Genomic DNA, 23,395 nt, shown 5'->3' on the forward strand with positions numbered 1-23,395 from the left:
TGTTGGGGACCAAACATCTAATAGATTAGTGAGTAAAAAGCATACGGCCTATGGCAAACGTAAGAAGTAAAGTTTTTTCATATTTTAAAGTTTAATAACGGAATACGTATTAATGTGCAGTTCGCTTAATTGTATTTAAAGTGCACTTGACATCAAGTAGAAGATGCAACAGAGAAGGAAAAGTAAAAATAGAGAGGAATATTTTAATTCTATTTATTCATAAATAACCATTCCTACGTTTTCCAAGTAGGTTTCAATATGTGGATATTGATTTATTATTAATTGTTTTGTTTCTCTTGTTATTTTATTACGAATTAACCAAACAATTTTCACCTGAGTATCCTTTAAGCTTTTAAGCAATTCTATGGCTCCTGTATCACCTATTTTATTAGCTCTTAGATCAACTGAATATATTTGTGTACCCTTTAAATTTCGAGCAAATTCAATAGCCCCTTGGTCGTCTATTTTATTGTAGCTTAAATTAACCGTATGTACGCTTGTTCCTTTTAAACCTTTAACAAATTCTATTGCACCTAAATCTCCTATTAGAGTCCAACTTAAATCAACATCCCCCACATTTGTTCCTTGTAAGGCTTTAGCAAGTTCAGCAGCTACAGCAGGCCCTATTTGATTAGAAATTAAATTAAGTCTTTCCACACGTGTGCCTCTTAGTCCTTTAGTTAGCTCTACCACTGCGTCAGCTTCTATTATATCGTTTAAATCAACCTCACCATAAGGATAATTCCCCTGATCTTTAAATAGTGGATGGTTAATTAAGAACTTAACATCATTAATATTTAATTTGCCAGAATCCTTGAGAAATGGTCTTATATTTAAGCAACAATACCTCTGCTGTTTTGCCAATGCTGTTTCAATAGCTTCCTTATGGGGCGCATTCAAAGCAAGAGTTTGCATTTCTAACTCTTGTTGTATTCTTCTCATTTCAGCCATTTTAGCTTCTTGTTCTTCTTTGTCTTTTTGCCTCTTAGCTTCTTCAGCGCGTTGTTTTTCTTCCAGCTGTTCTTGCATTCTTTTCATCCGAACTTCTTGTTCTTCTTTGTCTTTCTGCATTTTAGCTTCTTCAGTACGTTGTTTTTCTTCCAGCTGTTCTTCCAACCTCTTAATCTGAGCATCGTGTTCTTCTTTCTCTTTCTGTCTTTGAGCTTCTGCTGCTCGCTGTTTTACTTCCACCTCTTTTTTTAATGTTTTAATTTGAGCATCTGCTTCTTCTCTTTCCCTTTTCCTTTTAATTTCTGCTGCCTGCTGTTGCTCTTGCATCTGTGCTTGTATTTCTTTTACTTTAGCCTCGTACTCTTTTCCCTGATGTCTCACTTGCGCTTCATGCTCTTCTCTTTCCTTTGTAATACGCACTTCCTGTTCCTCTCTTTCCTGCTTGTGTTGAGCCTTCAGCTCAGCCATGGCTTTTATATACTTTTCTTCCATCTGTTGGATCTTCTCCTCAAAGTTCCTGATATCTATCTTACCAAGTTGTATGTTACTGGCGGGCAAGTTATTGATAAGGTCTAACAATTTTCTTCTATTTTCATTCACTTCAAAATATACGTTAGCCTTTGCAGCCATCCGCTCCTCTCTTGTGAGCATAATGGTTTGAAAGGGCTGTTTGTGTAAGGTTATCAAGTATGGCCCTAATCCTCCTTCTTCAATAATTATGTCAATAGTTTCCTGCATAGACTTATTGATAACTAGTCCATATTCAAAGGGAGTCTTGATAGCATCACAAATTATATTGATCGCATTTAAATCAGCTTGTCTTAGCCTACCATCATCTAACACTATCACAAAGACCATCTTATAATTACCTCCTTTTTTTAGTGCTTGTTCTATTTCAGCAGCCGCTTGTTCTCTCATATTTATATCTTCCAAACCTGGGGTATCAATATATAATCTATTTTTATACATATGGGTTTGATGATGAGTAGTTAGCCCCTGTCCACGACTTGTGCCTGAAGGAAATTTCGCTTCTTGAAAAATAGAATTACAGAGTGCGCTCTTGCCAACACCAGGATTACCGCAGAAAATAACCGCCTCATTAGGTCTGCTTTCCTCAAGCAGCCAGGCTTTACGCACGGTGACACTTATAGGCTTTTCTTGTTCAAATGTTATTTGAATGCGTTTTTGTTGTATTTTCTCTTCTAAGCTAGCTATTTCGGTTAGCTTTACCCCTTCATCTACATTTACAGGTATGCCGTCATATATTTTATCGAGTGCTTGCACTCTGGCTTGTAATGTACTTGATGATCCATAAAAACTAATGCCGTGGCCTTCTTCTGTTGTAAATATTTTATCTAGTATAGACTGTATGTCTCGCTGCTGGTTTCGCCCTTTATCCTTTATAGCCAGAGGTAAAGTAACCGGAGAATTACAATTCTGAAAAAATGAGCAGATGAATAAAATATATGCTATCAATTTTAGGAAGTATGTATGCTCCACCATTTTGAATAGTTTGATTATTTACCTATTGAATAACTTAATTGTTTACTTAACAACTCAAGAATTTTTTATGTTTAGTTCTATTATTTTTTTAGCTGTTTTTAGAAATTCTATTATGTCTGATACTGCCAAGTAGGCTCTACTAAAATTATTCTTAGTAAAAAAATGATTAGGATCATTAGACTGAGTATTTGGTCGTAAATCTATGTTTTCAATTTTTATTTTTTTTATAGTTTTAGTTAACTCGTCCTTTGTATCCTCTGAAGCTAAATCATACTCATTAGGATTATTTTCTCCTTTTTTCAGCATGGCTTTTAAACCTTTTAAAGTCTTAACCTTGTCGTCTAATTGTAACTGGTTCATTAATATAAGAGCATCCTTCTTGCTTAGTTTAGGAATATCATCTAAATCCCTTTCTATAAATGGTTCCATATAATTTATTACGCAGGGGTTAAGTTGATCTTTTAAGTTTTTCAACAGTTTTTTAACTTTTTCCTGCAATTCCTTAAATATCCTCTCTGTTGAGTATTGCTTCTTGTCTTCTGTTAAGTCCTTTTTTTTGTCTTCTGATAAATCCTTTTTGGTAGGGGTACCTTCTCCACAGTTACAGCTAATTATCAGTATACTTATAAATAAGAATGTAGTAAGCAATTTTATCTTTCTAAGTAGTAGCATGATTTTCAACATTTATATAATATGTAAATTGTAATGATATTCTAAAATGTAATTCTTCAAAATATTAAATTACTACTTTTATAGGTAGGTATTTTAGTGTAAAGCTTTTGGAAACATGCATAGTATTCTACTGTTAGCCATTTTCCTATCAACAATCTTGCATAGAAGCTTTTCTATACACACTTAATTGTTCCAGCCACTTAAACCTACCCTAAAATCTATCCAATATTTTCTTACTAGAACAAGTTCTTAGCCAAATCAAAACCGAATCCCAAAAATGCCCCAACACCTGCGCCTACAGGGCCTCCTATTCCTCCACCAATTGCAGCACCTGTAGCAGTAGCAGCAAATGGTGCACCTGAGCTCCTTTGTTGGCCCACCTGCTGCGCTCTAAATTGTTTTAATAGCTCTTGATTTTCCTGTTGTATTCTCCTAATTCTATCTACGCTTTCTTGTTCTATTCTTCTGATTCTATACTCAGCTTCCTCTCTTTCTCTTCTTCTTTCAGCTTCTGCTGCCCGTTGTCTTTCTTCTAACTGTTCTTGCAATCTTTTTATCTGCGCATCGTTTTCTTCTTTCTCTTTTTCCTTTTCTTTTCTCCGTTTTTCTTTAGCTGCCTGACGTATTTTTTTTATCTTAGTTTTAAGTTTCTTCTTTTCTTTCTTCTGCTTCTTTTTGTCCTCTTTCCTTTCTTTTTTGTTTTCAGCTTCTTCTGTGCGTTGTTTTTCCATCTCTTCTTGCATTTTTTTTATCTGAGCTTCTTGCTCTTCTTTCTCTTGTTTCCTTTTAGCTTTTGCTATCTGTTGTTTCTCTTCTATTTTTTCTTGTAAGCTTTTTATCTGAGAATCACGTTCTTCTTGCTCATTCTTCCTTTTAGCTTCTGCTTCTTGTTGTTTTTTTTCACTTTCTTGTTGTATTTGTCTTATCCTGTTTTCAGTTTCTCTTCTATCTTTTTCTATTCTAGCATCTGCTACCTGCTGTTGCTCTTGCATCTGTGCTTGTATTTCTTTCACTTTAGCCTCGTACTCTTCTCCCTGATGTTTCACTTGCGCTTCATGCTCTTCTCTTTCCTTTGTGATACGCACTTCCTGTTCTTCTCTTTCCTGCTTGTGTTGAGCCTTCAGCTTAGCCATGGCTTTTATATACTTTTCTTCCATCTGTTGGATCTTCTCCTCAAAGTTCCTGATATCTATCTTACCAAGTTGTATGTTACTGGCGGGCAAGTTATTGATAAGGTCTAACAATTTTCTTCTATTTTCATTCACTTCAAAATATACGTTAGCCTTTGCAGCCATCCGCTCCTCTCTTGTGAGCATAATGGTTTGAAAGGGCTGTTTGTGTAAGGTTATCAAGTATGGCCCTAATCCTCCTTCTTCAATAATTATGTCAATAGTTTCCTGCATAGACTTATTGATAACTAGTCCATATTCAAAGGGAGTCTTGATAGCATCACAAATTATATTGATCGCATTTAAATCAGCTTGTCTTAGCCTACCATCATCTAACACTATCACAAAGACCATCTTATAATTACCTCCTTTTTTTAGTGCTTGTTCTATTTCAGCAGCCGCTTGTTCTCTCATATTTATATCTTCCAAACCTGGGGTATCAATATATAATCTATTTTTATACATATGGGTTTGATGATGAGTAGTTAGCCCCTGTCCACGACTTGTGCCTGAAGGAAATTTCGCTTCTTGAAAAATAGAATTACAGAGTGCGCTCTTGCCAACACCAGGATTACCGCAGAAAATAACCGCCTCATTAGGTCTGCTTTCCTCTTTTTCTTCCTTCTCTTGCGCATCTGCTGCTTGCTCTTCCACTATCTCTGCTTGTCCTTCTCCATCATCTTTAGTGTTTCCTCCACCCGCCAACCCTGCTCCCTTGTATATAATTACTTTAACTGGTTGCCCTTTTTGAGCTAATTGAAGTTGGATACGGCGCTCTTGTATTTTTTTTTCTAACTGAGGTAAACTTGATAATTGTGCACCCTGCTCAATATATACCTGTAATTCTTCATAAGTTTTACTAAATCCTTGAGGTACATTGATTGCAACATCTGCTTTTAGTGTGCTGTCTTCTTCATAAAGCGTAACAGCATGTCCACCTTGGGCTGTTAATATTTGATTGGCTAAAGGCTGGATATCCGTTCGAAGAATTAACTGTTGTGGATTAGTTTTTATATGCGCTGTTTGCTCTTCTTGACTAGGAACCGATAAGTTCCCTAAACCATTACAACTTTGTAATAAGAAGCTTATAAGTAAAGCATAAGCTGTATATTGCTGAAATAATGTATAAGTTCTTTTCATAGCTATAGAATTTATAAAAACAAAACTTAAACTGGTTACATGTTAGCCTGGTATGATTTTATATGCAAGCATAAGCATAAATTATTTATAACTTTTTTATATTTTATGCTAACTAAAAAGTAATACTAACAGTATTGATTAAAAGAACAAGAAAGAAAGAAGAATGGCGGGCCATGAGATTCAGTCACAAATAATAGGAGCTCTAAGCTATACGCGAATACATAAAATCTAGGAACCAATTTTATGTTTAGCCCCTTAGTGAAGTATTAATATTTTAGTAAAAAAGCTGAGGATTTTTCTCCCATTGATCCCATATCAATTACCAAGGAGTTTTACCCCTCAATACCTTGACCTTGAGCCTACGAGCAAAATTATAAGCTAACAAGAAGTCATTTAAATGGTGCTCTAATTGCTAATGGCTGCTATAATAATAGCTTTGTACAGTGGCTCCTATTCCTGCGCTCTACCTGTTCATTAGTCCATAGGTCGGCCACTTGAGTCCTTCTGTGTTCAATCCCTTCTTGCTGGCAAGTATGATCAAACATATGCTCGAGCGCTAATTCTCCTTCTTTTCTATTAGTAAATTGTACTCCATTATCAGTAAGTATCTTATGGATCTTATAGGGAACAAAACCTATCAAGTCTTCTAAAAAGCCTACTGCTGTTCACTTGCAAGCAAATGCATATAGCCTAACATAGCAAGACTTACTAGTCCTATCTATTGCTACCAACAAATAGAGTTTACCTTGTGCTGTTTGTACTTCTGCTATATCTATATGAAAATAACGGGTGGGATAAACTTTAAACTGATTCTTAACTGCTTTCTCCTTAGCCTGGCCTTTCTCTAGCTTAGTGTAGCCATGACGCTGAGAACAGCGATGCAAAGTAGAACGTGATAACTGAGGAATAGTTTCTTGTAAAGTATATAGACAATCATCCAAGTGCAGTTGTGTAAGCTTTCTAAAAACAATAACAACTTGTTTTTCTTGCTGGGTTAACACCTTAGAGCGCCTTACTTTAGGCCCCATAGGTGCATCCTGGCAAGAAGCTCTCTGCTTCCATTTAGCTATTGTTTTACAGTTAACTCTAAAACGCCTAGCAAGGGTTGCTAGACTCTCTTTAGATAACTGGCAGAGAAGCAAACTAGCTACAATGCCATAGACACACAAATTTTATATAAGAAGTTTAGCTCCCAGAAGCTATCATATTGAAGTACGCAGTACTTTTGTAATGTTCATGATTTGCTACCTATACATAGCAGACGAAAAAACATACTATGCAGATAACAAAAACGCCAACTTTAGGCTTAACAATTATTGGGCCAGAATTAAAAACTGACCAGCGTGGTTATTTTATGGAATGTTATCATCAAGAAAAATTAACTCAGCTAGGTATACACAACCAATTTGTACAAGAAAACCAGTCCTTTTCTAAAAAAGGAACCATTAGAGGTTTACATTATCAGCTTAATCCGTATGCGCAAGCAAAGCTTATTCGTGTAATAGACGGAGCAATATGGGATATAATCGTAGACCTCCGACAAGGAAGTACTACCTTTGGCCAGTGGGAGGGCATTATGCTTTCGGCTGAAAATAATAAACAGCTACTGATACCGCGTGGTTATGCCCATGGATTTGCGGTCATGAGCCAGGAAGCGACCATTATTTATAAATGTGACAATTTTTACCATCCAGAAGCAGAAGCGGGCATTCACTGGCTAGATCCTGAGTTAGCAATAGACTGGAAAATAAATGCCCCTCCTCTACTCTCTGCCAGAGATCAACAATTACCATGTTTAGAAAAAGCGATTATTAACTTTGATTATCAATCGTTATGATTAAAGTACTAATTACAGGTGGGCAAGGCCAGCTTGCACAGGCACTTGCACATACACAACCTAAACACCAGTATCTATTCGCTACCTACCAATCCAAGCAAGCATTAGATATTACTCATATACAACAAGTAAAAAGATACTTGCAAAATAACCCTATCAATTATCTAATCAACTGCGCAGCCTATACGCAGGTAGATCATGCAGAAACTGACCAAAAGCGTGCTTATACTATCAATGCAATAGCACCGGGTTATCTAGCTAACTTAGCACAAGAATTTAATTTTACCCTGTTGCATATTTCAACAGACTACGTATTCGAAGGTTTATTAGCAAAGCCATTAATAGAAGGCATGACAACCAACCCTGTTAATTACTATGGAAAAACTAAATTAGCTGGAGAACAAAATATATTGCCATACAACATCCCAGCCTACATCATAAGAACGTCTTGGCTTTTCGATGTACTAGGGGATAATTTTCTTACTAGACTGTTGAAAAGATCACAACAAGAAAAGCATATAGGTATGGTGTATGATCAGGTTAGTAGTCCTACATATATACAAGATTTAGCCACAACCCTATGGAAAATTATATTACAAATCCATGAAAACCCTAGCTTATACCAACCAGGCATATACCATTATGCTAACGAGGGGGTAACTAGTAGATATGATTTAGCTTGGACTATTCATAAAATAGGAAACCTAAACTGTAATATCATACCCAAGCATTCGAGTGATTTTCCAGGCTTTGCCAATAGGCCTTCTTATAGCGTTTTAGATAAAGAAAAAATAAAAAGTACTTTTGGACTGACAATTCCACATTGGCAAGAAAGTTTAGCTTATTGCTTACATAATTATAGACAATAAACTATATGAAAAATATATTAGTAACTGGCGGAGCAGGTTTTATAGGTGCTAATTTTATACCCTATTTTTTAAACAAGTACCCAGAATATGAAATAGTTAATCTAGATAAGCTTACGTATGCTGGCAACTTGAATAATTTAACAGAAGTGCATTCAAATCCCCGTTACCACTTCGTGCAAGGTGATATTACCAACAGAGAGTTAGTATCATCTTTGTTTAGGCAATTTGACTTTCAAGGAATTATTCACTTAGCAGCAGAGTCACATGTAGACCGTTCTATTCAAGATCCTACCTTATTTATTAAAACCAATATAGAAGGAACGTTTGTTCTGTTAGAGGCAGCCCGTCTGCATTGGATGCAAAAACCTGGGGAATATAAACAAGATTACATAGAAAGTCGCTTTTTACACGTATCTACAGATGAGGTATATGGTAGCTTAGGGCCTGCTGGTTTTTTTACAGAAGAAACCCCGTATGCACCTAACAATCCTTATAGTGCTACCAAAGCAGGCAGCGACCTGCTAGTGCGTAGCTATGTACATACTTATGGGTTTAATGCCATAACTACCCATGCTTCCAACAATTATGGTCCCAAACAATACCCCGAGAAACTTATTCCTATTATTATTCAACGTGCGCTAGCACAACAACCTATTCCTATACATGGCAAAGGAAATGCTGTTAGAGATTGGATTTATGTACTAGATCATTGTAAAGGTATTGATTTAACCTTTCATTATGGACAAATCGGAGAGCATTACAATTTTGGAGGTAACCATGAGCAAAACAACCTACAAATAGCTTATCAGGTATGTGCTTTGCTAGATAAACTAGCACCACTGTCCAATAGAAGTTCTTATCAATCACTCATTACTTTTGTAACAGATAGGCCAGGCAATGATCAACGGTATGCGTTAGCCACCCAAAAAGCTGAAAAAACTTTAGGCTGGAAAGCAGAAGAACCTTTTGAGACAGGATTGCAAAAAACTGTACAATGGTACTTAAAAAATAAATTATAAATACTTTAATACCTGACAAAGAAATAGTATATTTATTATACAGATAAAAGCTAATTTTTACATACTTATATATTATAAACAAGTAAAAAATAACTGACATAGGTTAAATTTCATGTATTTAATCATTAAAAAATTTCCTCAAAGCCTTCAAGATGCCATTAGCCTAGTCAAAAAAACGAAGCTTAGCCACATTAAAAATCCTATCCATAACATTATTATTACTGGTATGGGTAGTTCAGGAATAGCAGGAAGCCTAGTAAAAAACTGGGTTAAGGATAAATTATCTGTTCCATTAACGATCAATCATGACTATACCTTACCCGCTTATGTTAACGAGCATACATTGCTGATTGTTGTATCTTATTCAGGAAATACGCAAGAGACATTAGAAGCTTTTCAAACAGGGCTTAAAAAGAAAGCTTCTATGATTGTTATTACTTCAGGCGGAGAACTCCAACGGATGGCTCAAGAGCATGCTATTGATGTCCTTCCATTACCAAAATTTCTTCCTCCAAGGGCTTCACTAGATCATGCAATCGTACATCTTTTATTTATATTATATTTTCATCATCTTATCAGCTGGGAGTTTGTTTCAGAAATACAATCAGCTATCCAAATTATAAGTGACAAACAAGCTTCTATACAGACAGAAGCTGAGCAAGTGGCAAAAAAAATTAAGGGTTATTTACCAGTTATCTATACAACAACTCCATATGAGTCAGTAGCTATTCGTTTTAGGCAACAGCTCAATGAAAATAGCAAACAGCTGTGTTGGCATCATATTTTTCCAGAAATAAACCATAATGAAATTGTAGGGTGGGAAACAAACTATCAAAACTTGGCTGTCATTATGTTCAATAGCTATACGGAAGATGAAAGACTAGAACTTCAACAGAAGATTGCACAAGATATTATAAAAAAGCATACCAATAACTTCACAATACTATGTGCACAAGGACAAACTGAATTGATACGCTCGTTATATCTTATTCATTTAAGTGATTGGATTTCGTTTTACCTAGCACAAACAACAGGAGTTGATCCGGTGGAAGTAAAATCTATTGACCAAATAAAATCAGCTTTATATGCAAACAAGTAAGTATTTAACGCTTACCTCTATTCTAAACCGTGCTGTTAGTGTTAAAGCATTGATAAAAAGTAATATGCTTACTTGGAAATGCTTATCCAAAAATAAAGGAGCATCGTATGTGACACTAGCATAACTCTCTATTACTCTTATAGTTCGTTTTTATTAATTGGCGCGATAGAAAGCCATTTTTCTATTGATGCCATAAATAACTTTTTATATATTTGCGACAATAACTCAATAAAAAAATCTCAAAAATAATTTCCATGATAGCGCCCTTATGTTCTAAACCTCTCTTCTCTTACCATAATATTGTTTTTATAATGCTATTGTTGCTAATAAGCAGCTGTAATAACTGTAACAATGGAGCAAAACCAAACACTAATCCTCCGAAACCTATAGAACAAGAAGATCCTGTTATCAATAAAGGCATAGGAAATCTTGGCAATACCTGCTACATGAATTCAGTATTACAAATTCTTGCTTCCTTTTACTCAAATGCTTTCGATAAAACAAAGGGACCTCTTGGTAAAACGAGTAGGAGCCTTATAAAGGCTATACGAGGAAATGAAAAAGTAGATAATCAAGAAATTGCAGCAAGGGCCGAGTTATTTTTTAAAGCACTTAAAGAAAATGAAGAAGAAGATGAGCATAAAGAAAATATAGGTGGTATTGGCTGGAAACCTAATATTGGTGCGCAAGAAGATGCAAGTGAATTGCTACAAGGAATTTTTGATTGGTTAAAATTACCTAAAGCAAAAACTATTGGCACACTTATTCATCCAACAACAGGTAATGAGCGTTCTTCCGGCAAGGATCCATGGTCCATGCTAAATGTAGAAATGCCACAGCAAAGCAATTTAACAACCATGCAGAATTTTGTCAATAATTACTTAAATAGTACAGGGACGAGAGAAGTAAAATGGTCGGAGAATGACAGCATTAACGTAGACGCACGTTATGTTCCATCCTTAAAAGATTTAGATAAACTGTATGGGAAGATGTTGGTTATTAACCTAAAAAGGTTTGGAAACCTTATACCCGGAATAGTAACCCCTCCAAAAATTAAGCAAGAAGTAGAAAAACCATTTAGCTTAACAGTAAGACACGATCAAATTGATGGTTTATCAAATAACCTTTATTACGAACTAGTAGGCTTTATTAACCATATAGGAGAAGGTCTACGAAGGGGACATTATATAGCTTACACAAAAGTGGGTAAACAGTGGATTGAATATGATGATAGTACGGTTTCTCCAAGATCTGAAACAGATGCTGAAACGGCTGCTAAAAACGCATATATCTTCTTTTATAAGCCAACTAGTCCAAGAAGATCAGAATAATTAAGAAGCTTTGTATAACTATCATTTATTATGTGGAATATATATTTAAAAATGGTATTTATACCTAAGCTGTTGTGGCTCGACTACTAATTCTCTAACACTAGATGGATGGTTTTGCTCAGATAAAGCTCTATTAATGAAACTAATATATAAGAATCAGTAGAATTTAAATCCAACTGTTCTCTGAGTTGATGATTATCCTCTCTGTGCTTACTGATGGTTGTCTGTAAACAAACAAAATAGTTTCCTTTACTCTTACAATATGCTCTTTCTTTAAGCAATTTATTTCCTGCTGAAAACTATTGATTGCTTAAAATTCTTCATGCAGATGTATAAGAAATACACTATGTTAATTTATTTCCTTCAAGCTAATCTTCTTATTTATCTGTAATATTTACTTTTATTCTCTTTTAAAACCTAAACCACCTCGACTTTTCTTATATACGATTTTATTTACAACTCACAAACCACATTTTCTTACTTACTCTCTTGTAAATAGCCAATTTATTTAGTTATTTATATAGAGAACCTAAAGTTCTATTATCTCCAAAATTTTATTTAAATACCCAGCAACATATGTTTATAAAGAGAATACATTATAGTATAGTAATGTTTTTGTTTTCTTTTTTAGGCTGTGGAGAATCTGTACCTCCTATGCCTTCTGCAGAAACTTATAGAATTAATAACAATCAGACACAACCTCCACAGTTAAGCCAAGAGTGGGAAGATAAACTTAAGTTAGTAGATGGTGAGCCTGGCTTAGGCGACTTTAGAGCTAATTTAATAGAACTTACAGAAGAGAGTAGAGCAGTGATATTGTCTATGTTGAATAATATGGGTAATAGAAACCATGAAATACGTTTTCTGCAAGACTTTATAAGTTTTAATAGAAGACAGCAAAGCCACTTAATCAATATATTTCTTCATCTAGAAAATCAAAATAAGCCCTTATTAGAAAAAGCGATTAGGTGTTATACTTGTACGAATATATTTGAAAAATATAAATTAAGTAAAATGTTCGACTCTTTGGAACACAATTGTCAAGATTTAATCATGGAGTTTGTAAATAAGTTACAAGAAGAGTAATATCCCTATTCAATTAGAATCAAAAATTGTAAATTTGCTCTAAAAATTTAAGTACACACTAACTAACATGGAGCAAATTAGAGTAGCCATTAACGGCTTTGGTAGAATAGGCAGATTAAGCTTAAGAGCTTTATTACAAAAATCAAACATAGAAGTAATAGCCATCAATGATCTTACGGATGCCTCTACCCTAGCACACTTATTTAAATATGATTCTAATTATGGAAGGTTTGCAGGCCATGTAACAGCGGATGCAAACCATCTTCTTGTAAATAGCAAGAGAATTACTGTATTAGCAGAACCTGACCCTACCAAGCTACCATGGGAAAAGCTACAAATAGATGTTGTATTAGAAGCTACTGGAAGATTCTTAGATAAGGCTAGCAATGAGCAGCATATAACTTCGGGTGCTAAACGTGTAGTTATTTCAGCACCGGCAAGCAATGATATCCCTACTATAGTGTTAGGAGTTAATGAGAATATTTTATCTACGGCTGGTCCTATCATTTCAAATGCTTCTTGTACAACAAATTGTTTAGCACCTGTGGCATACGTACTAGATAAGTATTTTGGTATTGAAAAAGGTTATATTAATACCATTCACGCTTATACGGCCGACCAACGTTTACAAGATGCGCCCCATAAAGATTTACGGCGTGCTAGGGCAGCTGCAAAATCTATTATCCCTACTACTACAGGAGCTGCAAAATCTATAGGTACTGTTTTACCACAGCTTCAAGGGAAATTAGATGGTATTGCTATGCGTGTACCTGTCGCAGATGGCTCTATATTGGACTTAACAGCTATTCTTCGGCAGCCAGTTACCAAGAAAATGATTAATACTGCCATGAAGCAAGCTGCTGATGGAGCTATGCAAGGCATACTTGAATATACAGAAGATCCTATTGTTTCTGTAGATGTGATTGGCAATCCACACTCCTGTATTTTTGATGCGCAGCTTACTTATACACAAGGGAACCTAGTAAAGGTAGTAGGTTGGTATGACAATGAAGGCGGCTATGCACATCGTATAGCAGATTTAATAAGTAAGCTCGGCAGATAATAAACCATCGCTTTTTCTTAACTTATATAACCTAAGTTGCTAGTTAAGAAAAGCTTTGTTGATTTGAAAAGCTAGCAAGAACAAGAGTATTTTGATCAGAAAGCCTTGGAAGGTAACAGCATGAATCTTCCTTAAGAAAAGGCCTTTAATGCCACTAATGCTGGTCTCTATCACTTTTCGCATGCGCTCTTTGAGATAAGCCAGAGAAGGCGTATCCTTTCGATGAGCATTAGATTTACGCTGAGAATAAAGCTTAATCCTATCATCAGCCAACATATCTTCTAGATGGTAGTTAGTATAAGCCGAGTCAGCATAAAGTGCACTACCAGCAGGCATAGAAAAGGGCAGTTGGTGCAATCCTTTTACATCCGCTTGGCTGCCAGCTACTATTGAGAATTCGACCGGAATACCACAATCAGTAGTAATAAGCTGCACTTTAATGCCATAAAAGTAACGGCGCATAGAGGCTTTGTAGCCTCTGTAAGCTTCACTTTGTAATAGTTTACATCTGCTAATACGTATGTTATCGCACACAGGCACAGGAAATGAATCCAATACAAAGTCCTTACAAGTGGCTACTTGCTTGATTAAAGTGCCTATTTCTAAAAAGAGCGAAGTTATCTCTTCTCCTATAGCATGCAAGCGGCGATTGTACCTACTTTTATCGAGCATGTTAGGGATAAGCTTAGTGGAATGCATAAACGATCGAGCTTTGTCAAGATGTCCGCCAAAGTATAAGGCTGAGATGATAGCTGTTGTGAGTACTTCTGCATCCGACAACTTCCTTTTTTTATCTTCTTGATGATGTAAATACTTGAGTAAAGTATCAATAAATGAGTATATTGCTATTGATTTTTCAATCATAATGACCTCCGATTTATTGGTTTAAGACAAAAACAAGATCGGAGGTTTTTTACTCTTTGCCTTATCTATTACTAGCAACTTAGGTTATATATAAAAATAGAGTATTTCAGTAATTATATAACTGAAATACTCTATTAGTTCAACTAAAATACTACACTTAACTTACCTATTCCCTATCAATAAAAACAAAAGAGTTCCATTCTTTTTATTTAAAACGATTGGTGGTTAGCAATCTCCTAATTCGCCTATATTTGTGCTATTATTATACTTAACAGCAACTTCAATAGGCGTTAAGCTTAATTTATTCTTACTATCTATCGTAGCTCCTCTTGCTATTAATATTCTTGTCGCTTTATCCTGACATTTATAAGCAGCAAGATGCAAAGCAGAGTTGTTCTCTTGATTCCTAGCATGTATATCTGCACCTGCATCTAATAAAATTTTTAATACCTCCGTTTGTCCATATGCAGCTGCTAGATGCAAAACAGAATTTCCATCTTTATTCTTCGAATTAACATCGGCTCCTTGAGCTAATAATGCTTGTATTACTTCTATATATCCATATACAGCAGCACCATGCAATGCAGTATTTCCATCTTTATTCTTAACATTGACATTAATCCCACTCTGCAATAATAAATGTATTGTTTCTGGATGATTATTAATAGCAGCAAAATGAAGGGAAGAATTACCATGTGAGTCGTTAGCATATACATTAAACCCTTCTGTTAGTAACACTTTTACCATTTCCACATCCCCAGATGCAGCTGCCCAGTGTAATACAGCACTGTCTTGCTGATCATCAACTGTGATATTGACTTCGAATAAATCAAGGGCTCCTATATACACATAACTGGGACACTCCTCTTCGTTTACATATATATGGACCAATTCCTTTTGTCTTTGTTTATTTAAAGTAGTTAGATGCAGCAAGTTCATATCTGCTCCTATATAAGCCGGAAGGTCGTAAGCACCATACAAGTCTCCGAATAAATACTTTTTTACTATAGCTTGTAGTGTTTGTCCCGTTTGATATAAAGTAATTGTATAACCACTTATAATAGTATTCTCAGCTTCTTGCTGTTCAATTAGAACTAGGTTTTCTGTTGTCTGGATAGCATTATTAGACTTTGTAGTTATAATTAGGTTAGAGGGAGTTGCAAAATGGTTACAACTCTTTAAAAATAAGATTATTGTTAATATATAACTTACCCTGTATAGCGTGTATAGAAATGGACGGAATAAAGTAAGGCCTACTTTTGTAATCATAGCGTTATTATTATTAATAAAAAGATGTAACAAAAGAGTATATTAATTAACAAAGTTGATATATGCAAGAATATTTAAATATGATTGAGCATAGGCTTTTCTAGACAACCATAGATTGATTAATAAGCAGACGTTCTAATTGACTTAATGAGTATTTCACATTCTAGCAGCTATTCTTATAATCTAACTTGTCAAAATTAACAGCAGGTTGTTCTACAATACCCTCTTAGTTATTACTAAAATCAGTTTCTATTTTATACTATAGTTATGACCCCAAAGATTCGTATAATCTCTGATTATAAGTCAAAGAAACATACTCCATTATTTTTATAATTTAATAATACACCAATAAATTTCGTATAAATATTAACCATATTAAACTAGCAAGCATAGATACTAGACCTCTTAAGAAATACCCTAACTAATTTTAATTTTTTGGCTTAGAATATGATAGACAAAAACAAAAATAAAAACCTATGTATTGTTAGCATATGTAAATATGATGGTAAACAGGATACAATGATTTATTGGCCAATTTTATAAAATTCAAGCCAAATGAAATGATTTTAACCCTTACTAGCTAATGTATTTTGTTTTAATCTTCACCATTTATTCTTTTAATTTCTTCTTATAATCAAGCTTGTTTTTTTACTCTATTTTCAATACATTATAAGTATAAGATTAGAGGAAGCAGAACATTAAATTCAATACACCGACCAACTATTAACCAAAACCTTTTAACCATACAATTATCGTGTTTGATGCATGTGTTCATACCATTTTAACTGAGGTTAACAGGTATATAAAAACCAGAATAGGCACTAATGAAGATCAAGTAGTTTATACTAATTATGCTGATTTAGAACTTCAACAACGAGGTGCTTCGGTCAACCACAAAAATAAAATTATAATGAGTGTAGTAGATATTGTGCAAGAGGCTATTAACCAAAACCCTAACACATATGTACAACAAGGAAACAACTACATCATTAAAAACCTACCGGTCAATTTTTATGTCCATATACTTTTTGCCGCCAATTATAAAGACAGCCAAGTCTTGGAGGGCTTAAAGTATTTGTCAAGCATTATAGCTTTCTTTCAGTATAAAAATCACTTTACTACACAAAATACACCAACCTTACAGATCTCCAATTTAGAAGAATTTTCAGCATTTCTAGTAAAACTTGACTATCAACAAAAAGAAGCATTATGGAGTTGTCTTAATACTACTTATATGCCTTCTGTAGTTTACAAAATAGGCTTGATTCCTATTACAGACATGCCAACATTTTGGCAAGAGATTCCTGCAATCAACAAAATCGATAATCCGTCCTAAACATTAGATTATGGTTTTTGCTTTAAAATTGTTTAGAATTAATATTTACAATAGTTACTACAGTAACCAAGTAGATAATAACTTTCATTTGGTAGCTGATGAAACAACCCAACAGCTGATGGATTACCATCGTATGCGGCTTAACGAATATGAAGGAGGCTATGAAATAATTTGGCTAACAAATAAGTTTGATGAACCTCTTCAAGTTTTTCAAGATAAAATAGCAAGCTCCACTCTAACCTTTTATTTCATATTACGCAATCCATATACAATCAACTTTTCCTTACTAAAACCAGAACAAGGATATATTTATTACTTCAGCAACACAAATAACTCCGATAACTTACATAAAAAAGCTTATGTTGCTGAAGAAGATAAAGTACCTTTTAGTACTTCTATACATAGCATAGGAAAACCATTTCCAAATGCATTTGGTATCATTCATGTTCAGTTAGCTAACCTATGGGAAAAAAAGCCATCAATAGAGAAGTTTCCTGTGCAATACAACATTAAAATTAAAGCTAGGGAAACTATTTGGCGCTACCATATAATAGATGTACAAGAGCGCATAAAAAGTCCTATGAAAGTTGTAATTGATGAAGATGATTCTTATTTTATATATAAAGGAACTCCTGAAAATAAGCATATCCATGTATATGAGTCTAAAAAAGCGCTTACACTAAGCGACAAACCCAGTCAAAAGTTTTCTTTAAGAATGATCTCAAAAAAAACAACAAAAAAAGCAGCTAATACAGAAGAAACACTGTTAGAAAGATTACCCCTTCCAGACACTCATCTGTTAGAAAACAATGTAGAAAAAGGAGGCATATTTTATAGTAATATCGTTGTCTATGTTTAATCTAAAATAAATTCAAAAACAAATGCCAGAAAATTTAAAAACTCCCGGCGTATATATCGTCGAGAAGGACACCGGTGCCAATGCTGTGGTTCAGGTGGCAACTGCAGTTCCCGTTTTCATAGGATTTACCGAGCGGGCAGAAATCAATGGAAAATCTTTCCATATGAAGCCGGTGCATATTAACTCTTTATCTGAGTTTGAAATATTCTATGGAAAAGCACCTGTGCCTGTCTTTACCGTTAAACCTGCAGAAAAAGGAGGTGGAGATCTTAATATGAATGGACAAATGTATACCTTACAACAAAGTCCTTATTCAAAATTTTACCTATACAATAGTTTAAAATTATTTTTTGATAATGGTGGTGCAGATTGCTACATCATATCTATTGGACAATATGGTAAAGATCCACAACTGCTAGCAATTACCCCTGATACATTCAAAAAAGCAATAGATACCTTAGCAGGCGAAGAAGTACCTACTATGTTGCTTATGCCCGACTCTCTGCTACTAGATGAAGAAGATTCTTCTTATTATTCTGTACAAACATATGCTTTGCAACATTGTGGCAAATATATGGATAAAGTAGCGCTATTTGATATCTGGGGAAGTGGAGAAGAGCTTCCATTAGGAGAAGACAAAAATAAATATGTAACTCGATTTAGAGAAAATATAGGCTTAGACAACCTAACCTATGGTGCAGCGTACTACCCTTGGGTTAAAACCAATATCATATCAATCAACGATATTGGATATGAGAACTTTAATTTAGATTCTTTAGAATCTCTTATTAATGAAGCACACAAACCTATCCTGCACAATATCAAAACTGCTACTAGCGAAAAGGAGAAAAAATATTGGGATGCAGGACTTAAAAATGCTAGTAAAGAATATAAGCTTCTACGTAAAACTATAGCAGACAGACTTAATGTATTGCCAGCAGCACCAGCTATGGCAGGGTTGTACACACGTACTGATAGAAGTAGAGGCGTATGGATAGCACCAGCTAACCAAAACCTAAATTCTGTTATTGAGCCTGCTATTAAGATTACGCATGAAGATCAAGAAACTCTTAACGTAGATGCTATAAGCGGAAAATCTATTAATGCTATCCGTGCATTTAGAGGAAGAGGATCTGCTATTGTTTGGGGGGCAAGAACGTTGGCAGGCAACAATGTAGAATGGCGCTATATTAACGTAAGGAGATTATTTATACTTATTGAACAGTCTATCAAACAAGCATCCTTCTCTGTTGTATTCCAACCTAACGTATCCATAACCTGGGCTATAGTAAAAGGAAGTATTGGTAACTTCTTAACCAACTTGTGGAGACAAGGTGCTTTAGTAGGAAACACTCCTTCTGAAGCCTTTACAGTAAGCTGTGGACTTGGTGAAACTATGACTCAAGAAGACATTAATGAAGGTATCATGCGAATAAAAGTTCAGGCAGCAGCTTCTAGACCAGCAGAGTTTATCGTCATTACATTTGAGCAAAAGATGGGCGGACAAGAAGGAAGTTAATCCAAACTATAGATGACCTACTTGCTATGTTTATTTTACATAGCAGTAGGACATACTATATATACAATAACATAATACTCAAAAAATAAATTATAACCCATAAGAAAAAAAGATATTATTATGGCAACATCAGCAAAAATGGACACCCAAACGCTTGTACCAGCGGGTATTTCGTTTAGCATCGATAAGAAGAATCTACAGTTATCAGATGCTCAACTTTCCTTAAAATTTACTAATGGTTCTGGATACGATGAATGTATGTCCAGCCAGGGGAAAAAAAATTATGTACTTAGGAGAGGATCCAATGTATTACAAGACGGAGAAATTACTATTAAAATAGTTAAAACACCTGAGAAAACAGTGGAAGATGACATTCAAAAACTACAAAACAACTTAAAGGAAGCTCGTACTGCTACCACTACAGAAAATTATGTAAAGGATGTAGCTATAGTTCTCTTTGGCCCTGGTGGAAAAGACGATGATTTTTTTGCTTTGTACTTTGACGGTTATATAAGTGAGCTTACTACTCAGACTCCAGAATTGACCAACTTTATGGAATATGTAGCTAAAGTAGAAATTTTCAACCCAGCATCAATTACACTAGAAAGTAAAAAGAAAGGTTAAGTATTACATATATTATCCTATTTATTTTTTATTCATTATATTTTATAAAAATATTCGACTATGAGTACACAAAGGTTTACAAGTTTTAATTATTCACCTTTAACAACCACATGTAGTTCAGCAGGTTGCACAGTAGATTCAGTAGAACTACCAGACATGCAAAGATCACATATAGCTAAAGTACAGACAAGTCAGCAAGCACCATTATCTTATCATACTTCTGAAAGAAAAGAAATAGTAGATTTTACGGTTACTTATATCCCATATGACAATCCTACAGGAAAAGGGCTTTTACCTTTCGTTAAAACAGCTGTAGCGGAAGTACTAAAGAAAGGTTATGACCCTCAAACTGCTACAATACAGATAAAAAGAGGTAATAAGACCACCCCAGAACAGACAACAACCATCGATAATTGTATTGTTACTGCTGGCGAAATATTAATAGATGTTAATGACTATGTACGTATCAAATTTTACTTACAAGGTATTTTAAATGCACCTTACTAAGCTTTAAATTTTTGTAGTTATGGGCACACTTATTCCCACGCTTAAACATTCTTTTCGAGTAACCTTAGAAAACGTAGTGGATGCAAATGATCCAGAATATTTTTATGCTATAGAAGGTTTAGGAATGATGTATCAAATAGATAAATATTGCCCAGGAGGATATGGGAATGCTTATAGTATGCCTACAATATATGAAGTAGAAAATTTGATATTAAAAAGGCCTGTTTTTACAACAAAGTCTAAGATTAATAAATGGTGCGAGCAGGCTTTATCTAGTGGCATTTTTGCACCTACTATAGCACACATATTTATATTAAACAATGATGAAACACTTAATAACCATTGGACAGTAGAGGGGGTTTATCCTATAGGATTTAGACTTTCATCCTTAGATTTAGAGTCAGGAAGCCCAATAGTAATAGAAACTATTACCTTAGCTTATTCAAAACTTACTCGGCTCGATGTTAATCCAACTACCTCATAAAACAAAAAGTAGTGTCAATAACAGCAGAGTAAATAAGTAAACAAAAAAGTATGCCTGTTAAAATACAAGAATTAGTTATACAGACTAGAATAAAGCCTGACAATGGTTCTGCAGATAAGTCAACATCTGCTAAAGCTATGCAGCAAGATTTAATAAAACTTGAAAAGCGGCTAGAGTATAACTGTTTGCAAGCTATGAAAACTTTATTAAGCCAGAAACAAGAACGTTAAACTTGATACAACAAATCTATGAGTATTAGCAAGCTGGTTATAAAAGCATATAGTAATGAGAGCTTTACTACCCAAAAGGGTGAGTTTTCAGCTTCTATCAACCCTGCAAACCTCAAAATTACAAGTAGTGTAGATTATGAGAGGTCTCAAGGTATGGGCTCAGCCAATATGGCGCTTCGCTATAACGTTTCGCCTCCTAAGGAACTGTCGTTTAGACTCATCTTTGATAATACAGGGATCTTTCCAGACTCAGACAAAAGTGTAAAAGATCAGCTAGAAGCTTTGCAAGACGTGGTATATAAGTTCCAGGAAGATATTAATTCACCTTATTACGTGCGGGTTATCTGGGGTGTAATTGATTTTAAAGGTAAATTGGTTGGTTTGGAGACAAGTTATACCATGTTTAAGTCAGATGGTGCTCCAATCCGAGCAGAAGTAGATATAGTGGTATTAGAAGATGCAAGCGCAAGCAAGATTGCCACAGCTGCAAAAGCAGCTGCGAAAACGGCTAATACAGCCACTACTGCAGTATTAGGGGCAGCAACTGGTGCAGCGGCTGGGGCCGCAGCCGCTGCCGTAACCGTAGCAGCAGCGTCGGTTGCTGTAAGCCCTAATGCACCACCTAGTGTAGCGCCTGATGCTACAACTGCTGGAGCTACACTCACAGAATCAGAACTTGCTGACGCCAGCACACCAGACACTGCAGGAGCAAAAGCAAACACTAGTGCAACTGGCACTTCACAAGCAGGAGGAGAACCAGCAGCAGGAACAAATGCCGCAGCCACCACTACCAATCCTCAAAATGCAGATACAAAGAATATAGAGCAGGCACCTGGCGCAACTGCAGCTGCTACCCCTACTACGGTACAACAAGTGACACCCAAAGATAAATTAACTGGTGTTGCTAAAAATTCATTAGGAGATCCAAATCTTGCTAAATCACTAGGCCGTGTAAATGGATTAGACAGCCTTAGGAACTTAGCTTCAGGGCTCTCACTAGCTGTTCCTTTAACATCGCTGGGGCTTTTAGCAATGCTATTGGCAATGGCAAAAAAATACGGTTCAAAGGGTGCTAATTATTTAAAAAGTAAGGCAAAAACAGGTAAAAACAAGGCTGTTGCAGCTAAAGATAAGGTAAAGAGTAAACTTTAAGTTTAATAGCTTACAATCCATATTTAAAAATTAATAAAATCTAGAACTAGAAACAGATGTATTAGTTGAGAAACACTTATTACTATTTAGCAACCTAAAATGCTTATAAGAAGCCCCATGTAAAACTTTTTATTAAGTTATCTCGCACTTCACATACACTTAATTGACTAAGCTCTCTAGAAGCAATAATCACTTCTACTCTTGCTCAGTTAATACAGTAGAGCATCCTAATTCAGGCTCTCTATAGGTGAATCTTAGCATAAATTTTTGTTTCTCTATTTAGCTATTGTTTTATAATTGGCCCCATATTCCCTAGCTACAGTGGTTTTGTTTGGATGCTTGGATCTACTATGTGTAGAAGTAAGTTGGTAAAAATTACTGGATATTGTTACCCACTTAATTTTTCAAGTCTTTATGTGCTAAGGGAAATTTACATTTTAATAATCAGGTATAGAAGCCTGAATTTATATTTTTATCAAGCAATAACTAACCATAGTTGATAGTTACAGATAAGCATGCTCTATACAGATTATCATATCCCGTATTGGAACTCATAATCACAAGACAGAAAGGATGTTATTAATAAATCCCAAGCAACACCAAAGTAATCCAACATCAAGCATAATTAAATAACAGTATATGCCAATATAAATAATAGATTAGGTAGCAACCCAGTATATTGCTAGTAAATTGTGTTAGTTACTAAATAGCTATAAGATATAATAAGCATTTCCTTTTTCCCACATACAATTACCTGTAAAAGCTAGGTAAATAGTAAATTTTTACTATTTTAATAAATACAGTATTCTATT

General features: G+C 34.9%; 22 protein-coding genes and 1 pseudogene. 16 read left to right on the plus strand and 7 right to left on the minus strand.

Annotation, left to right across the window (positions count from 1 at the left end):
- Positions 1 to 213: 213 nt before the first annotated feature.
- The 4 genes and pseudogenes from AASI_RS05415 to AASI_RS05430 form a co-directional block, all read right to left on the minus strand.
- Complete coding sequence (locus AASI_RS05415) at positions 214 to 2,451, minus strand: GTPase (protein WP_187146251.1); 2,238 nt, start codon at positions 2,449 to 2,451, stop codon at positions 214 to 216.
- A 57-nt stretch (positions 2,452 to 2,508) separates the two neighbouring features.
- On the minus strand, positions 2,509 to 3,138 hold the full coding sequence (locus AASI_RS05420) for a hypothetical protein (protein WP_044282853.1): 630 nt from the start codon (positions 3,136 to 3,138) through the stop codon (positions 2,509 to 2,511).
- Between the two features lie 224 nt (positions 3,139 to 3,362).
- The gene (locus tag AASI_RS05425; RefSeq protein ID WP_012473165.1) at positions 3,363 to 5,435 is read right to left on the minus strand and encodes a GTPase; all 2,073 of its coding nucleotides are present in this window, start codon (positions 5,433 to 5,435) and stop codon (positions 3,363 to 3,365) included.
- A 322-nt stretch (positions 5,436 to 5,757) separates the two neighbouring features.
- Positions 5,758 to 6,604, minus strand: a pseudogene (locus AASI_RS05430) (DDE-type integrase/transposase/recombinase); the annotation flags it as partial.
- Positions 6,605 to 6,711: 107 nt separating this feature from the next.
- Here AASI_RS05430 and rfbC point away from each other — a divergent pair.
- The 6 genes from rfbC (at position 6,712) to AASI_RS05455 (ending at position 11,590) form a co-directional block, all read left to right on the plus strand.
- Positions 6,712 to 7,272, plus strand: a complete 561-nt coding sequence (rfbC, locus tag AASI_RS05435; protein ID WP_012473166.1) for a dTDP-4-dehydrorhamnose 3,5-epimerase — start codon at positions 6,712 to 6,714, stop codon at positions 7,270 to 7,272.
- A complete protein-coding gene (gene rfbD / locus AASI_RS05440) occupies positions 7,269 to 8,141 on the plus strand; it encodes a dTDP-4-dehydrorhamnose reductase (protein WP_012473167.1) in 873 nt (290 codons plus the stop codon). The genes rfbC and rfbD overlap by 4 nt, the downstream gene beginning before the upstream one ends.
- Before the next feature lie 5 nt (positions 8,142 to 8,146).
- Positions 8,147 to 9,160, plus strand: a complete 1,014-nt coding sequence (gene rfbB, locus AASI_RS05445; RefSeq protein WP_012473168.1) for a dTDP-glucose 4,6-dehydratase — start codon at positions 8,147 to 8,149, stop codon at positions 9,158 to 9,160.
- Between the two features lie 112 nt (positions 9,161 to 9,272).
- Positions 9,273 to 10,259 (plus strand): bifunctional phosphoglucose/phosphomannose isomerase, encoded by a 987-nt coding sequence (locus tag AASI_RS05450; protein WP_012473169.1) that lies wholly within the window; start codon positions 9,273 to 9,275, stop codon positions 10,257 to 10,259.
- Complete coding sequence (locus AASI_RS08845; RefSeq protein WP_012473170.1) at positions 10,246 to 10,383, plus strand: hypothetical protein; 138 nt, start codon at positions 10,246 to 10,248, stop codon at positions 10,381 to 10,383. The genes AASI_RS05450 and AASI_RS08845 overlap by 14 nt, the downstream gene beginning before the upstream one ends.
- Positions 10,384 to 10,513: 130 nt before the next feature.
- On the plus strand, positions 10,514 to 11,590 hold the full coding sequence (locus AASI_RS05455) for a ubiquitin carboxyl-terminal hydrolase family protein (RefSeq protein ID WP_083758841.1): 1,077 nt from the start codon (positions 10,514 to 10,516) through the stop codon (positions 11,588 to 11,590).
- 86 nt (positions 11,591 to 11,676) lie between these two features.
- On the opposite strand, the gene AASI_RS08850 is transcribed toward AASI_RS05455, so the two are convergent.
- A complete protein-coding gene (locus AASI_RS08850; protein WP_187146252.1) occupies positions 11,677 to 11,871 on the minus strand; it encodes a hypothetical protein in 195 nt (64 codons plus the stop codon).
- A 328-nt stretch (positions 11,872 to 12,199) separates the two neighbouring features.
- Between AASI_RS08850 and AASI_RS05460 the strand changes: the two genes are divergently transcribed.
- Positions 12,200 to 12,676, plus strand: coding sequence for a hypothetical protein (locus AASI_RS05460; protein ID WP_187146253.1), 477 nt, complete (start codon positions 12,200 to 12,202; stop codon positions 12,674 to 12,676).
- A 67-nt stretch (positions 12,677 to 12,743) separates the two neighbouring features.
- Positions 12,744 to 13,739 carry a type I glyceraldehyde-3-phosphate dehydrogenase gene (gap, locus tag AASI_RS05465; RefSeq protein WP_012473173.1) on the plus strand — a complete coding sequence of 332 codons (996 nt, stop codon included), beginning with the start codon at positions 12,744 to 12,746 and terminating at the stop codon, positions 13,737 to 13,739.
- Positions 13,740 to 13,778: 39 nt separating this feature from the next.
- Here the strand turns inward: gap and AASI_RS05470 are convergent, their stop codons facing one another.
- Positions 13,779 to 14,603 carry an IS982-like element ISCaa5 family transposase gene (locus tag AASI_RS05470; protein ID WP_012472346.1) on the minus strand — a complete coding sequence of 275 codons (825 nt, stop codon included), beginning with the start codon at positions 14,601 to 14,603 and terminating at the stop codon, positions 13,779 to 13,781.
- A 225-nt stretch (positions 14,604 to 14,828) separates the two neighbouring features.
- A complete protein-coding gene (locus AASI_RS05475) occupies positions 14,829 to 15,872 on the minus strand; it encodes an ankyrin repeat domain-containing protein (RefSeq protein ID WP_012473174.1) in 1,044 nt (347 codons plus the stop codon).
- A 754-nt stretch (positions 15,873 to 16,626) separates the two neighbouring features.
- Here AASI_RS05475 and AASI_RS05480 point away from each other — a divergent pair.
- The 8 genes from AASI_RS05480 to AASI_RS05515 all read left to right on the plus strand — a co-directional run bounded on the left by AASI_RS05480 (position 16,627) and on the right by AASI_RS05515 (position 22,583).
- Entirely contained in the window at positions 16,627 to 17,208 is a 582-nt protein-coding gene (locus AASI_RS05480; protein ID WP_012473175.1) for a DUF4255 domain-containing protein, read from the plus strand.
- Positions 17,209 to 17,218: 10 nt separating this feature from the next.
- On the plus strand, positions 17,219 to 18,067 hold the full coding sequence (locus AASI_RS05485; RefSeq protein ID WP_012473176.1) for a hypothetical protein: 849 nt from the start codon (positions 17,219 to 17,221) through the stop codon (positions 18,065 to 18,067).
- A 22-nt stretch (positions 18,068 to 18,089) separates the two neighbouring features.
- Positions 18,090 to 19,586: a phage tail sheath family protein gene (locus tag AASI_RS05490; RefSeq protein WP_012473177.1), complete on the plus strand. Its 1,497-nt coding sequence runs from the start codon at positions 18,090 to 18,092 to the stop codon at positions 19,584 to 19,586.
- Positions 19,587 to 19,706: 120 nt separating this feature from the next.
- Entirely contained in the window at positions 19,707 to 20,210 is a 504-nt protein-coding gene (locus AASI_RS05495; protein ID WP_012473178.1) for a hypothetical protein, read from the plus strand.
- A 60-nt stretch (positions 20,211 to 20,270) separates the two neighbouring features.
- Positions 20,271 to 20,717, plus strand: coding sequence for a hypothetical protein (locus AASI_RS05500; protein WP_012473179.1), 447 nt, complete (start codon positions 20,271 to 20,273; stop codon positions 20,715 to 20,717).
- 19 nt (positions 20,718 to 20,736) lie between these two features.
- A complete protein-coding gene (locus AASI_RS05505) occupies positions 20,737 to 21,201 on the plus strand; it encodes a phage tail protein (RefSeq protein ID WP_012473180.1) in 465 nt (154 codons plus the stop codon).
- A 50-nt stretch (positions 21,202 to 21,251) separates the two neighbouring features.
- On the plus strand, positions 21,252 to 21,431 hold the full coding sequence (locus AASI_RS05510) for a DUF5908 family protein (RefSeq protein WP_012473181.1): 180 nt from the start codon (positions 21,252 to 21,254) through the stop codon (positions 21,429 to 21,431).
- Between the two features lie 18 nt (positions 21,432 to 21,449).
- Positions 21,450 to 22,583: a CIS tube protein gene (locus tag AASI_RS05515; protein ID WP_012473182.1), complete on the plus strand. Its 1,134-nt coding sequence runs from the start codon at positions 21,450 to 21,452 to the stop codon at positions 22,581 to 22,583.
- Positions 22,584 to 23,395: the final 812 nt, after the last annotated feature.

The organism is Candidatus Amoebophilus asiaticus 5a2 (genome assembly GCF_000020565.1).
In the GTDB taxonomy this organism is placed as follows: Bacteria; Bacteroidota; Bacteroidia; order Cytophagales; family Amoebophilaceae; genus Amoebophilus; species Amoebophilus asiaticus.